Genomic DNA, 13,055 nt, shown 5'->3' with positions numbered 1-13,055 from the left:
AGTAGCCAGATGTTTAATGAAGAAAAACACTTTGATACCCCCATTCGTTGGGGGCTCATTGGGGGTGGGCGAGGCAGTGAAATTGGTCATTCGCATCGTGCAGCAGCCGCTCGGGATCGTCTGTTTCAATTTGTCGCCGGTGCATTAGATATCGACCACCAGCGCTGCATAGACTTTGGTACCAACCTGGGCTTAGCAAAAGACCGATGCTACGCCAACTATAAGGTGATGTTCGAGGAAGAAGCCAAAAAAGAAAATGGTATTCAAGCCGTCTCCATTGCGACACCAAACGCAACGCATTACGAAATAGCCAAAGCCGCATTAGAAGCTGGGTTGCACGTAATTTGTGAAAAACCGGTGACTTTTCATGCCACTGAAGCGGAAGAGCTCAAGGCGATAGCCCATCAAAATCATCGCATGTTGGCAGTCATGTATGGCTATACCGGCCACGTGATGGTTCAGCAAGCGCGTGAGATGGTGCAAAGAGGTGATATCGGTGCGGTTCGTGTTATTCAAATGCAGTTTGCTCATGGGTATCACAACGTAGAAGTAGAAAAGAATTCCCCCGGAGCGAAGTGGCGCATGAACCCTGAAGTTTCAGGACCAAGCTTTATCATTGGAGATTGCGGCACTCATGTTTTTTACCTAGCAGAGCTGATCACTGGATTGAAGGTGACGTCTCTTTTATGCGCTAGGCAATCATTTATTGAATCGCGCTCGCCGCTCGAAGATAACGCGCACGTCATCATGAATTTCGACAATGGTGCGACAGGCACTATGTGGGCAAGTGCAATTAACGCCGGCTCGATGCATCAGCAAAAAATCCGCATTGTTGGTGAAAAAGCCAGTATCGAATGGTGGGATGAATACCCGAACCAACTGCGCTATGAGATTCAAGGGCAACCTTCACAAGTCATGGAGCGTGGAATGCCCTACCTTCACAATGACGCCGCTGGCGTGAACAGTTCGCGCATTGGCGGCGGGCATGGTGAAGGGTTCTTTGAATCGTGGGCTAACCTTTACCACCGTTATGCTGTAGCTATAGATGCTTTTGAACGTAAAGATACCGACTTCCTTTCCACCCATTGGTACCCAGATATTGAGGCGGGGATCAGTGGCGTCAAGTTTGTCGAATCCTGCGTAGAGTCTGCCGACAAAGGCGCAATATGGGTGAATTATGATGACAAATAATACCAACACCCAGACTGAAATACAGTTAAGTGATTGGGGCGAGCATTATGATCGCCCTATCGACGCACTCTGCCTTGGTCGAGCTGGAATGGATCTCTATGCCAATGACTTCGGAGCAACTTTAGGAAGCACATCAACCTTCCATAAAGCTGTAGGCGGATCCCCTGCGAATATTGCTTTTTCACTATCTAAACTTGGGGCGCATTCTTCGGTTTTAAGTTGCGTCTCAGAAGATGGTGTTGGGCATTACGTAAAAGACGCGCTAAATGCACACGCCATCGGCACAACGTATCTGTTTACCGTTCAGGGAGAATATCGAACCAGTCTTGCGTTGGCAGAGTTTGATCCTAAACCTGAAGTGGTTATATACCGAAACTTAGCTGCAGACCTCGCCCTGAATTTTGATCACGTCGATGCCGTTGATTTCTCAGCCATTCGAACTTTGGTTGTATCTGGCACGGCGCTATCCCAATCCCCTTCCCGTGAATCGACTTTACGAGCGATGAAATTAGCCAGCGCCCATGGTTGCAAAGTCGTGCTTGATTTAGATTATCGAGCTTATTCGTGGCAAAGCGCAGAGGAAGCCGCCGATTGTTATCAAAAAGCCTCGGCAATGAGCGATCTCGTTATCGGGAACGAAGAAGAATATCAAGTCATGCAAGGCAGTGCCCTTCATCATAAAGACAGCGAAGAGATGGCACTTATTGCAGCCCAGATTTTATGCAAACAAGCTGAATTAGTGGTTGCGAAAGCAGGTGAAAATGGATGCAAGTTTTTTGGTACAGATAACAGCCAGAATCTCACTAGCGCGGCCCAAGGCATATTTAACGTTATTGCGAAAAAGCCTTATGGAGCGGGAGACGCTTTTGCTGGCGCATTGATATTTGGGCTATTGCATGGGCAACCACTGCAAGACTGCATCGCCATGGGCAGTGCAAACGCCGCCATTAATGTAACTGGGAATACCTGTTCTGACGCGATGTCGACGTTGCCTAAACTGCTTGAATTCATGCAATCACAAGATCACCCATTTTCCCCTCAATTTTCACTGCTAACCAACAAGGAGTCGTGTCATGGGTAAGCATATTCCACCGTTTGATAACAAAAACGAACCAATTATTGATATTAATGATGACACAACCCCGTTGTGTTACTTCAACCCTGTTTCGCTAAAACAAGGCGAATCCTACCAATACAGCTTAGATAACTATGAAAGTGTGGTGGTGTTAGCGGGAGGAACCTGCGACATCTCGGTAAACGAGAAGCCGTTTCCGGGTATAGGAAAGCGAAATTCGGTTTGGGAAGGCGACCCTTCCGCAGTCTATGTACCCGTAGGTTCAACAGCCAACATTACCTGTGTTTCCGACTCTGCTGATGTATTGATTGCTGGTGGATATTACGGTGATGAAGATCGCCCAGAACTCGCGCCTTTTGCTGTCACGCCTGACGACGTAGACAAAGTGCAATATGGCAGCGACGACACAAAAACTCACCGAAAAATAAAACACATTCTTGGACAAAAAAACGCCGATAATCGAGGACGATTGCTCGTAAGCGAACTCTTCACCGTCGGTGCTGGTGGCTGGTCAGGGTTTCCGCCACACAAACACGATGAAGATAGACTGCCAACTGAAAGCCGTTATGAAGAAGTTTATCAATTCCGCTTCAACCCTGGGCATGGCTTTGGTGCGCAATTTTTATATGAGCACCACGACGATCAGGGACCTGTTTATCATGTTAAAACAGGCAGTGTTATCGCGATTGATAAAGGCTATCACCCAAGTGTGGCAGCTCCGGGTTACGAAATGTATTACTTCACTATTATCGTGGGCGAAACCAGCAAATCTTTGATTCAATTTTTCGACCCTAACCACGAATACCAAGTGGAAACCATTCCAGGTATTAAAGACATGGTCGCGAAGTTCAAATAAAAGGGAGAGAAAATAAAATGCTCGTATCACTCAATGAGATACTTCCTCATGCGGCCGACAGTTCAGGCGCTATCGCCTGCTGTAATGTTTTCGGAATCGAAGAAGCTATGGCGATTGTTCAGGGGGCGGAGGCTATAAACCGCCCCGTTATCCTCGCCGTTAATAAAGACATGGTGGATCTTGCTGGTGTCGAAGTGATGGCAGGAATGCTGGTTCCTATCGCCAAGAAAAGCCAAGTTCCCGTCGTTGTTCATCTTGATCATTGCTACGAAGAGTCGATCGTGTATCAAGCGATGTATGCAGGATTCAGCTCCGTTATGTTTGATGGCTCTCAATTGCCTTTTTCAGAGAATCTGGTGCGCACTCGTCAAGTAGCGCAAGTGGCTAAGTCACTGGGTGTATCTTTAGAAGGAGAGCTGGGATCCGTACCTTACGAAGAAGGTCGAGACCATATTCAATCAATTCTCACCTCGGCGAAAGAAGCTTGGCAATACGCCAAAGAAAGTGGCGTCGACGCGTTAGCGGTATCCGTTGGAAACGTACACCGTAAAACACGAGCGGACAGCCCTATTGATTTTGAGCGTTTGCAAGAAATTGAAGAAGACATGCCAATTCCTTTAGTGATCCACGGTACATCGGGAATTCACTCTGACGACCTACAAAAGCTCAAAAGGACCCGAGTGGCCAAATTTAATGTAGGAACCACGCTTAGGATGGCAATGGGGAACAAAGTTCGTGCTTTGATGGAAGGAAATTCAAATTTCGATAGAAGCCGATTTGCTCTGGCTGCAATGCCTACACTTCAAGAAGAGGTCGTGCGTGTTTTGTCACTTCTTGCTCCAGATTAATTTCTTCTTGCACTAGATTAAACTCTTTTGCACCAGACTAAACTCATTTTGCACCAGACTAATCTCTTTTGTACGAGACTGGGGTGCACAGGCCTTTCTCCTATCAAATAAAAGGAAAGAACATGAGCCTCTCGATACAAAAACTTGGGCGAAGGTTAAGACTTGCTGTAATCGGCGGAGGTCCTGATTCGTTTATCGGGTCTATTCACCGAAGCGCCGCCACAATGCACGAAGAATTTGACGTGGTAGCCGGCGTTTTTTCTTCGAATCCAGACCGTTCTGTAAAAGCAGCGGAATCTTTGGGCGTTCGAGGATACGCGTCACCTGATGCGTTATTTTCTCAGGAAAAAAATAGAACAGATGGCGCAGATGTAATTGCAATCATGACGCCCAACAACACCCATTACGCCTTGTCTATTCAAGCTCTAGAAATGGGTTTTCATGTAATGTGTGAGAAACCACTCACAATGAACGAAGAAGAAGCGAACCATCTTGTTGCAAAAGCCAAGCAAAGTAAGAAGTGTTATTGCGTTGCTTACGGCTACACGGGCTATGCTTTGGTGCGTCAGGCACGCGCCATGATAAAGAATGGTGTCATTGGCGACATAAAAATGCTTCAAAGCAACTATATTCAAGGGCATTTGGCTGAGCTAACGCCCAGCGAGCTTGATGGGTCTAATTGGCACATGAAACCTGAGTTAGCAGGTCCTTCATTGATACTGGGCGATATTGCCACCCACAGCTATCACTTGCTTAATTATGTGTCAGGAATGATCCCCGAAAAAATCAGTGCTGACGTCACCGCTTTGGTGGATGGGCGTCAAGCAGACGATTATTGTGGAGTGCAATTGCGATATTCAAATCGTGCGCGAGGTCAGCTATTTGTCACCCAAGCTGCCGCAGGTGGCGTGCATGGTTTGAGTTTCAAGATCTATGGTACAAAAGGGGGCATAGAGTGGAATCAAGAACAGCCCAATGAGTTACTTGTTAGACCGTTAGATGCACCTGCATATGTATTAACCAAAGGTGGAAAGGGGCTACTACCTGAAGCAGAAAGGGTATCTCATGTTGCTATCGGGCACCCTGAGGGCTACCGAGAAGCATTTGCTAATTTGTATTTTGATTTGGCGAATCACATTGTGGCACTGGAATCAGGAGAGGAACCTAACCCGCTGTGCCTTGAATATCCTCGTGTGGAAGAAGGTGCTGAAGGTATGGCTTTTGTGTTTGCGGCATTAAACTCAAGAGATTCAGACAGCCAATGGGTTGCGCTAACCTCCTAAGATGTTTGTCGCGCTGAATGGCGTATACCCATTCAGACACTAAAGGCGTGAATATCCCTTCACGCCTTTATTCTTGTCCCACCTTCCTGCGACCTTAGAAAATCACTCTGATTGTTCTGCTTGATACTCCAAGATATCACCCGGTTGGCATTCGAGTACTTCACACAACTTTTCTAACGTTGAAAAACGTACGGCTTTTGCTTTGCCATTCTTTAAGACCGACAAATTGGCTTCGGTAATCCCAACTTCTTGAGCCAGCGTTTTTAAGCGCATTTTCCTTTTGGCCATCATTACATCTAAATTAATACAAATCGTCATGATAAGCCCTTAAATGGTGTGGCGGTTTTCGTCTGCAAGTACATGACCTTCTTTCATTACCCAAGAAATGATCACTACGATAAAGCCAAACATAAGCGTCAGCAAATCTATACCTTGGAAAGTAACAGAAAGCATCCGTTCACCGGGAGGATTGTTAAATGACAGAATCACTGACGTTACTGCGCCATAGATGACCGAGCCACCTACCCAGTAAAACAGACTGTAGCCTAGCTTTTGGTAATAATTGGCATTTTCCAACGAAAAAATTTCATCACGCTCGTAGTTCTTGAACAGCCGAATTAACAGCGTCAGCGCATACATAATAATGCTGCACAACAATAAACTCGCAACCATTGCGAACAGCCGAGTGCTAAGCGACAAAGGCAGAGAGGTGAAGTCGTTAGCTTTGAAACTCATTTCAATGATGCCCATTGAGGTTAAAAAATCATACGTCGTATCCACCGTTAGCCAGTAGTAACACACCAAAACAGGTGTAAGTGCAAACAAACATTGAAATAGAATTCGCACGCGGCGGCTTTGATTTTGGATCTTAGACATTAGGTCACTCTCATCTGATTGGATAAGTGCATACTAAATTGTAGAAAACCGAAGATCAATATTAAATTATCGTAAAACGATAATTTAATATTCTTTAAGAATGATAAATACAGGAAAGAGAATTAGAATCCCCGTCCTTACATTCGCTTACCCAACATTCGATCAATTCATGAAATGCTAAGGTCTGCTGATATAAATAACCACTTAGCCAAAACTTCGCGTCTAACGAAGTACACTACGGGATACAAAAATGAAACGTTTCGTTTTCACTGCTGTGCTTGCAACGTCTATCACGTTTAATTTAACTGCCTGTAATAGCACAAGTAATACCTCAGCCGATTTCGTTCCTCTTTCTGAAGAAACAAAAAGCTTAGGAATTGAAGATGTACCCGACACACTTTCAAAGACCTACAGCGTTGAAATGAAATTCAATCGTTATACAAAAGTACTTGCGCCAAATGGAAAGGCAATACACCTGATCGCGCAAGACAAACTATCGGACAATCAAATTGTTCGTGCGCGATCAGTGTTAGAACATTACTTAACCCCTCTTCCCAATTCACAGTTCGGATCAGACAAAACCCAAGTCGCCAACAAAATGGCAGATAACAACGCCATACTTTTGCTCCTCAATGGCGAGGACGATGGCTCTAACCCTGCTACAGAACTCGATGGTCAACCCTTGTACCAAAATGAAATCCAAGTTGAAGGACACAAATGGTATATCAATCAAAATTACGATCACCGCGACGCGACATTTGAAGAAATTCTGCACTTGGTACACGACTACGGAATTGGCGTGGATCAAGTTGAGGTTTTCATGGGGTCACTGCCAGAGTTTCAAGCGAAAGTCCGACAAGCACAATCCCATGCGTTAGCCCATCAATTATGGGGTGGCGGAGCGGAATATAGACGCTGGATAAAAGAGCTCACGGAAGAAAATAGCTTGTCGCAAGAATATCTCGCTTCAGTTATCGATTCTTACTACGGCTTATGGGGGGCTTGGTCGAAAAGCAATACGCATGGAATGTGGGGGATTTATACCGCCAAAAGTCGTAAAGAAATTGCTCTGGAAGACACCCTTGGTGCTGAATTAATGAACAATAAATTCTTCCACTCTTATCTCACATACAATGCTCGAATTGATGAAAGTTTTGCAGGAGATTTTAGTTTACGTTTTAACGAATCCGTTCCCTATACTCACCATTCTCAATACCTTAAAAGCATTACATTAACGGGGTCGAACCCTTCGAATGTTATCGTCAATTCTATGGACAATGACATCACTGGAAACGAAGCAACAAACAAAGTGTTCTTTTCAGGACACGCTTCAGCTTACACAATCGAAAAGCATAGCGACGGATCCATTATCGTTAAAGACAAGCAACAACGCCGAGATGGTACAAATTACTTAAGTCATGTAGAAAAACTCGTCTTCAAAGACAAAACAATCATTCTTTAAGACAAATTAAGTAGGGATAGCTCGATCCGGCATGAGCTCTCCCCCTTTATACTCGTATTCTCATTATGCCCAAAGGTCTCTAGAGCTATAGCATTTATAGAGCTACAGCAATGCAGGTATGCCATGTAACTGCTCAACCGAACATGGAAATGTGATGATAAAATCTGAAATTCAGCTAATAAATAACCACGGAAACTATTTGTCCGTTTTAAACTCGCTATTCTCTATTATTACACTGAATATATTAAAGACATCGGGGTCATACTTTAAGCCCGTTTCTTGACGTAATATTTCCATAATTTCATCATGAGTTCGGGCGAAATGGTAAACCCGAGTGATCGACATCGCCTCATAGCTATCCGCTATACTGATAATTCGAGATGAAATAGGAATATCATCCCCAGCCAAACCATCGGGATAGCCATTTCCATTATAATGTTCATGATGGTGACGGATAAGTTTGGCGACATACTCAGCTCCTTTTAGCTCGGTGGAAGCCAGTATTTTCTCGCCAATTTCAGAGTGCGTTTTCATGATCTCCCACTCTTCTTTTTTGAATTTTCCCGGTTTCATTAGCACGTCATCAGGAATGCCTATCTTTCCAATATCATGGAACGCCGCAGCGATGCACAAAGCATTGAGCTCTTTGCCACTCAGACCATACTGACGCCCAAGCTCTGAAGACAATTTTTGAACGCGACCTGAATGCAGATATGTCGAAAAGTCACGGTATTTGAGGGAGACCGATAATGCCTTAGTGTACATTTGCAAAGTAGCAAGAATTTCATTCTCTAAGCCCATAAAGTGACCACCCTAAGAATGTTATACTTTTTGTGAAGGCTCCTATCGTCTACAGCTACTAAAAAGAAGCATGAAAAAGCAAACTCGTAAATAATCCTATTAAAAGTGAGGAATTAAGCAGTTGTCGCTTTTTGATTTATTCATCAATTAGCTTATCTTCCCCAAAAAAAATGACCGGATAGATTTGTCATTGTTGGTTCAAAGTCACAAATTTAAGTCGAGCTACCGACTCGCGGTTAAATTTTACGTTTGTATTGATGCCTTGTTTGAAAGCCGGTTAATTCTCGCTGAACCCAGCACCTTGTGATCATTTAGGTATAAAGATATTTGGGTATAGAGGCAGCTCTCACGAATCTGACACGTAATATTGAAATGTTTATTCCAAATGAAGTAATCTCGAAATAAAGAAGGGCGTTTTCCTTCTCATTTTCACTTATCTGGACGCTACATGAAACCCGTAACAACACTAAATGAGTTGCAAGATCGTATCCGAAAAGAATACGGCAGTTTAAGCAAACGTCTTCAACAAGTGGGTCAGTATCTACTGGATAACCCTGATAATGTGGCATTTGATACGGTTGCCGTTATCGCTAACAATGCAGATGTTCCCCCTTCAACACTCATTCGATTTGCGAGCGCATTGGGCTTCAATGGTTTCAATGAAATAAAGCAGTTGTATCGCCAAAATATGGTGGAAGAAACCAGCAATTATTCCGATAGAGTTAAGCTTGTAAAAGCCATGTCTCCCGACGAAGCTAAGCCAAGCACACCGATTTCCCGTTTGCATTCCTTCGCGCACGCTAATGCTCACGCACTGGAGCAGCTGGCGAACAAGATCGAAGAAGAGGATTTGAATCAGGCAGTCAAACTGCTGGACAAAGCAGAGTGCGTTTATGTTGTAGGAATGCGCCGCTCGTTTAGCGTGGCATCGTACTTTGTGTACGCCCTTCGCCATTTAGGTAAGCGTGTCATATTGATTGATGGATTAGGTGGGATGTATAACGAACAGCTTGCCATGGTGACAGAAAAGGATGCCGTTATATCGATAAGCTTTACCCCTTACGCTCAGGAAACACATGATTGGGTAAGCTCTGCCAAACAGAAAGGAGCAAAACAGGTCACCATTACAGATAGCCAAGTCAGCCCCATTGCAGAGATTTCCGATGTCAGCTTCGTAGTAAACGAAGCCAATGTAGACGGATTTAGAGCTCAGTCTGCAACACTGTGTTTAGCACAAACCATTGCCGTTTCATTGGCTTCGTAGTATTTACCTTAACGACTCTCTTATAGCGAAACAGGCTGCCCTGACCGCATGGATTCGGTGGCAGCTTCAGCAATCACTAAGGCAATCTCACCGTCGTATCCACTGCATAAAGGCGCTGTCTTTCTTTCGAGTACATCCACAAAGTGCTGCCATTCAATTTGATAGGCTTTTTCATATCTTTCTAGAAAAAAGGGCTGAGGCTTCGCTGATTGCACGCCAGACTCATCCCACTGCTGAACTAAATTTTCCGGCAAATTTACAACGTTTAATACGCCTTCGCTTCCGTGTAATTCTACTCGTTGATCGTAGCTGTAACCCGACCGACGGCTGTTGATGATTGTTGCAGTAGCACCTGAAGGGAAAGAGAGAACCGTTACCGCCGTGTCGATATCACCTGCTTTTCCGATCTCTTCATCCACCATACAACTGCCATGGGCCATCACAGAAATGGGATCCTCTCCCAGTATGAATCGCGCCATATCAAAATCGTGAATTGCCATGTCTCGAAACAAACCGCCAGAGACTTTGACATACTCAACTGGCGGTGGAGCGGGATCGCGAGACGTAATCACTAACGACTCAGCTTTACCTATCGCCCCCTTAGCATACTGTTGCTGGAGTGCAGAAAAATGAGGATCGTAGCGGCGATTGAACCCCACCAATATCGGTACTTGATGGGTAGAAACAGTCGCAAGACATTGACGTACTCGCGCTAGGCTTAAATCAATTGGCTTTTCACAAAAAATAGCTTTGTTCGATTTCGCTGCAAGTTCAATCAAATCAGCATGGGTATCCGTTGCCGAGCCAATACAAACCGCGTGAATACTCGGATTTTCCATCGCATCCTGTATCGACATAACTTGCGCGTCGTATTTCTCTGCCAACATACGAGCGCCCTTTTCATAAGGATCGATAATCGCCGTAAAGTTAGTTTTTGGGTGTGAAGAAATGTTGGCAGCATGCACCTGACCAATGCGTCCAGCACCAAATAGAGCAATATTAAACATGTTTTAGTCCATCTTTTTATATTCGTCAGTATTGACCCACTGATGGTCTTTTTCCCATGTAAACAACCACTGTCTTACTGGGCCAGCCATCACGTTTAAATAGTAGCTGTCGTAACCGGCTACGGTCGCGACAGGGTGATAACCTTTGGGTACCTGAACGACATCGCGGTCATACACCGCCATAGATTCATCTAAGGTACGGTCATCGGTGTACACTCGCTGAAAACAAAACCCTTGCTCCGGATTTAACCGGTGGTAATACGTTTCTTCCAGCAAAGTTTCATTCGGTGGATTATCTTGATCGTGCTTATGACTAGGATAGGAACTGGTGCACCCTTCTTCGGTATACACTTCAACGACCAACAGGCTATCTGCTGGCTTATCGTCTGGTAAAATGTTATGCACAAACCTTTGGTTTCGCCCATTGCCTCGATGCTCCGCATCGATGTCGTTTGGGGAAATCAACCGGGATGGATACGTCCTTTTACTGGGTGCGCGGCATATAGCCAATTCCAAATCGCTTTGGGCTTCGAACGAACACGCCTCTCCAGTGGAAACGTAAACCGCATAAGGTTTTATCTTGTCGAATGGCGACATTCTCTCGCCAATCTCTCCTAAGCTTTCTCCAGCTAATGTCGCCTTTGCCTTGCCGGAAACCAGTACAATACAAACTTCCTGCCCTTCCGCGGCTTCAAAGCTTTGAGCTTGACCAGTAGTGAGCTGAACAACTTCAAACCCAATGTAAGTCCAACCTGCCGATTTAGGCGTAATGTGCTGGATACGATTCTGTTCGTCCCGAATTTTCCGTTTAGAAAGTAAATCAGACATCCATTTGTTCTCCACATTGCTGCACAACTTGATGGTTATGTGCTGGGTTGATCTTGTTGGAAATAAATATTTCACACAAAGAACAAATGAAACAGTTAATTCAAAAAGTGGTTTCCAAAAGTGTGATGATTGGCTAGAATTTAACCGCACATTTGCATAAGAACGCGGAATAACATCTGGCGAAAAATCGAAAATCAATGGGTTGCAGATACCCATCGGACACATCAAAACAACGGTAAGACACTACTTAGGGAAAAGGAGAACCCAATGTACTCGAACTCTAAATTTCCAATGTTTGCGAACAAAGACAACATCAGTTTAGAAGACTTTGTTGCCAGTCGTGTTCCCTCTTCAGAATTTGCACTGAAATGGCCATCTGAAGTGCATCAAGGCATTGTCATTTACGATGCCCATCAAATTGATTCTGAAAACTGGGAAACGATTAAAGATGAGTTAGCAAGTGTATTTCTGATGGGAGGCGGTATCGCGGTCATTAAGAACTTTTTCTCAGATACCCAAATCGTCGATACAATGAGCCATGTTTTTAATGACATTTTGGCATCGGAGCTAGGATTTGGTGAAGGCGATCATTTCGCCCAAGCAGGAGCGACAGCCAACGGGCGTATCTGGAATGTGTTTCAAAAAAGTGCTTTGGCGAACCCAGACGTATTCATCAATTACTACAAAAACCCGTTACTCAAGTTGGTTTCTGAATCGTGGCTTGGTGAAAACTATCAAGTCACCGCACAGGTAAATATTGTTCGTCCAGGCGGCCGCGCACAACAATCTCACCGTGATTACCATCTTGGTTTTCAACACGCAGACACATTAAGCCAGTATCCCGTTCATGCCCAGCAAATGTCGGCTTTGCTGACTCTACAAGGTGCTATTGCGCACAGTGATATGCCACTAGAAAGCGGTCCGACCAAACTTTTACCTTACTCCCAACATTACCCATTAGGGTATATCTCGTGCAGAGAACCAGTGTTTCAACAATACTTTGAAGATCACTGCGTGCAATTGCCGTTATCCAAAGGCGATGCCCTCTTTTTTAATCCTGCCGTCGTGCATGCAGCAGGACAAAACGACACGCAAGATATCCAACGCTGCGCTAACTTACTTCAAATTTCTTCTGCGTTTGCAAAACCGATGGAAACGGTAGATTTAGCAAAGGTATCGTCAACACTCTACGATTACCTCAGTGCACATTGGCAATCAGGAACACTGACCGAAATAGAAAGAGACGCCATTCTTACTGCATCTTCGGATGGATACTCTTTTCCCACCAATTTAGACACGGACGCTCCAATCGGCGAATTGGCTCCACAAACGATGAAGCAGTTGCTCAAATCGATATTAGATTCTAGAGGCTCAAAGCAAGAGTACTACGACGCATTGACGGCTCAATTAGAAAGGCGCAAAGCAGAACCCGAGAGGTGATAAGCAACGACACCAAAAGCGCTTGATTTGGCGTTAGCTTTAAATTCAGCCTTCATAAAATTCATTCAGTTTTTTTGAATAAGTTTGTCGTGTTACAAGCGTTGGCTTAATGATGAATAAAACG

13 protein-coding genes are annotated in these 13,055 nt (G+C 44.6%); 8 read left to right on the top strand and 5 right to left on the bottom strand.

Annotated elements, in window-relative coordinates; translation table 11 throughout:
• Window positions 1-9 precede the first annotated feature (9 nt).
• The 5 genes from VPNCDNU1_RS02125 to VPNCDNU1_RS02105 all read left to right on the top strand — a co-directional run bounded on the left by VPNCDNU1_RS02125 (window position 10) and on the right by VPNCDNU1_RS02105 (window position 5,253).
• Window positions 10-1,191 carry a Gfo/Idh/MocA family protein gene (locus VPNCDNU1_RS02125; protein WP_104398827.1) on the top strand — a complete coding sequence of 394 codons (1,182 nt, stop codon included), beginning with the start codon at window positions 10-12 and terminating at the stop codon, window positions 1,189-1,191.
• Window positions 1,178-2,272 (top strand): 5-dehydro-2-deoxygluconokinase, encoded by a 1,095-nt coding sequence (gene iolC, locus VPNCDNU1_RS02120; RefSeq protein ID WP_237324069.1) that lies wholly within the window; start codon window positions 1,178-1,180, stop codon window positions 2,270-2,272. Before VPNCDNU1_RS02125 ends, iolC begins: the two co-directional genes overlap by 14 nt.
• Window positions 2,265-3,122, top strand: coding sequence for a 5-deoxy-glucuronate isomerase (locus VPNCDNU1_RS02115; protein ID WP_104398825.1), 858 nt, complete (start codon window positions 2,265-2,267; stop codon window positions 3,120-3,122). Before iolC ends, VPNCDNU1_RS02115 begins: the two co-directional genes overlap by 8 nt.
• A gap of 17 nt (window positions 3,123-3,139) precedes the next feature.
• Window positions 3,140-3,970, top strand: a complete 831-nt coding sequence (locus VPNCDNU1_RS02110; RefSeq protein WP_104398824.1) for a class II fructose-bisphosphate aldolase — start codon at window positions 3,140-3,142, stop codon at window positions 3,968-3,970.
• Between the two features lie 122 nt (window positions 3,971-4,092).
• Complete coding sequence (locus tag VPNCDNU1_RS02105; protein WP_104398823.1) at window positions 4,093-5,253, top strand: Gfo/Idh/MocA family protein; 1,161 nt, start codon at window positions 4,093-4,095, stop codon at window positions 5,251-5,253.
• 102 nt (window positions 5,254-5,355) lie between these two features.
• On the opposite strand, the gene VPNCDNU1_RS02100 is transcribed toward VPNCDNU1_RS02105, so the two are convergent.
• Both VPNCDNU1_RS02100 and VPNCDNU1_RS02095 read right to left on the bottom strand, forming a co-directional pair.
• The gene (locus VPNCDNU1_RS02100; protein WP_101112259.1) at window positions 5,356-5,571 is read right to left on the bottom strand and encodes a helix-turn-helix domain-containing protein; all 216 of its coding nucleotides are present in this window, start codon (window positions 5,569-5,571) and stop codon (window positions 5,356-5,358) included.
• A 9-nt stretch (window positions 5,572-5,580) separates the two neighbouring features.
• Entirely contained in the window at window positions 5,581-6,129 is a 549-nt protein-coding gene (locus VPNCDNU1_RS02095) for a DUF2975 domain-containing protein (RefSeq protein ID WP_104398822.1), read from the bottom strand.
• 250 nt (window positions 6,130-6,379) lie between these two features.
• Here VPNCDNU1_RS02095 and VPNCDNU1_RS02090 point away from each other — a divergent pair, with 250 nt between their 5' ends.
• Window positions 6,380-7,591: a hypothetical protein gene (locus tag VPNCDNU1_RS02090; protein ID WP_104398821.1), complete on the top strand. Its 1,212-nt coding sequence runs from the start codon at window positions 6,380-6,382 to the stop codon at window positions 7,589-7,591.
• A 195-nt stretch (window positions 7,592-7,786) separates the two neighbouring features.
• Here VPNCDNU1_RS02090 and VPNCDNU1_RS02085 read toward each other — a convergent pair whose 3' ends face one another.
• The gene (locus VPNCDNU1_RS02085; protein ID WP_104398820.1) at window positions 7,787-8,392 is read right to left on the bottom strand and encodes an HD-GYP domain-containing protein; all 606 of its coding nucleotides are present in this window, start codon (window positions 8,390-8,392) and stop codon (window positions 7,787-7,789) included.
• 448 nt (window positions 8,393-8,840) lie between these two features.
• On the opposite strand from VPNCDNU1_RS02085, the gene VPNCDNU1_RS02080 reads away from it, so the two are divergent.
• Entirely contained in the window at window positions 8,841-9,656 is an 816-nt protein-coding gene (locus tag VPNCDNU1_RS02080; RefSeq protein WP_104398819.1) for a MurR/RpiR family transcriptional regulator, read from the top strand.
• A 20-nt stretch (window positions 9,657-9,676) separates the two neighbouring features.
• Here the strand turns inward: VPNCDNU1_RS02080 and iolG are convergent, their stop codons facing one another.
• Both iolG and iolB read right to left on the bottom strand, forming a co-directional pair.
• On the bottom strand, window positions 9,677-10,663 hold the full coding sequence (gene iolG, locus VPNCDNU1_RS02075; RefSeq protein WP_104398818.1) for an inositol 2-dehydrogenase: 987 nt from the start codon (window positions 10,661-10,663) through the stop codon (window positions 9,677-9,679).
• Between the two features lie 3 nt (window positions 10,664-10,666).
• Complete coding sequence (gene iolB / locus VPNCDNU1_RS02070; RefSeq protein ID WP_104398971.1) at window positions 10,667-11,491, bottom strand: 5-deoxy-glucuronate isomerase; 825 nt, start codon at window positions 11,489-11,491, stop codon at window positions 10,667-10,669.
• Window positions 11,492-11,758: 267 nt separating this feature from the next.
• On the opposite strand from iolB, the gene VPNCDNU1_RS02065 reads away from it, so the two are divergent.
• Window positions 11,759-12,931 (top strand): phytanoyl-CoA dioxygenase family protein, encoded by a 1,173-nt coding sequence (locus tag VPNCDNU1_RS02065; RefSeq protein WP_104398817.1) that lies wholly within the window; start codon window positions 11,759-11,761, stop codon window positions 12,929-12,931.
• Window positions 12,932-13,055: the final 124 nt, after the last annotated feature.

It is taken from the genome of Vibrio penaeicida, assembly GCF_002933855.1.
In the GTDB taxonomy this organism is placed as follows: Bacteria; Pseudomonadota; Gammaproteobacteria; order Enterobacterales; family Vibrionaceae; genus Vibrio; species Vibrio penaeicida_A.
Note: the sequence above shows the minus strand (reverse complement) of the source record. Positions and strands in the feature narration are given on the sequence as shown.

What these genes read in the sequence shown, in the direction of transcription:
- VPNCDNU1_RS02125 (WP_104398827.1), top strand. Translation starts at nt 10, where the DNA reads ATGTTTAATGAAGAAAAACACTTTGATACCCCCATTCGTTGGGGGCTC.
- iolC (WP_237324069.1), top strand. Translation starts at nt 1,178, where the DNA reads ATGATGACAAATAATACCAACACCCAGACTGAAATACAGTTAAGTGAT.
- VPNCDNU1_RS02115 (WP_104398825.1), top strand. Translation starts at nt 2,265, where the DNA reads ATGGGTAAGCATATTCCACCGTTTGATAACAAAAACGAACCAATTATT.
- VPNCDNU1_RS02110 (WP_104398824.1), top strand. Translation starts at nt 3,140, where the DNA reads ATGCTCGTATCACTCAATGAGATACTTCCTCATGCGGCCGACAGTTCA.
- VPNCDNU1_RS02105 (WP_104398823.1), top strand. Translation starts at nt 4,093, where the DNA reads ATGAGCCTCTCGATACAAAAACTTGGGCGAAGGTTAAGACTTGCTGTA.
- VPNCDNU1_RS02100 (WP_101112259.1), bottom strand. Translation starts at nt 5,571, where the DNA reads ATGACGATTTGTATTAATTTAGATGTAATGATGGCCAAAAGGAAAATG.
- VPNCDNU1_RS02095 (WP_104398822.1), bottom strand. Translation starts at nt 6,129, where the DNA reads ATGTCTAAGATCCAAAATCAAAGCCGCCGCGTGCGAATTCTATTTCAA.
- VPNCDNU1_RS02090 (WP_104398821.1), top strand. Translation starts at nt 6,380, where the DNA reads ATGAAACGTTTCGTTTTCACTGCTGTGCTTGCAACGTCTATCACGTTT.
- VPNCDNU1_RS02085 (WP_104398820.1), bottom strand. Translation starts at nt 8,392, where the DNA reads ATGGGCTTAGAGAATGAAATTCTTGCTACTTTGCAAATGTACACTAAG.
- VPNCDNU1_RS02080 (WP_104398819.1), top strand. Translation starts at nt 8,841, where the DNA reads ATGAAACCCGTAACAACACTAAATGAGTTGCAAGATCGTATCCGAAAA.
- iolG (WP_104398818.1), bottom strand. Translation starts at nt 10,663, where the DNA reads ATGTTTAATATTGCTCTATTTGGTGCTGGACGCATTGGTCAGGTGCAT.
- iolB (WP_104398971.1), bottom strand. Translation starts at nt 11,491, where the DNA reads ATGTCTGATTTACTTTCTAAACGGAAAATTCGGGACGAACAGAATCGT.
- VPNCDNU1_RS02065 (WP_104398817.1), top strand. Translation starts at nt 11,759, where the DNA reads ATGTACTCGAACTCTAAATTTCCAATGTTTGCGAACAAAGACAACATC.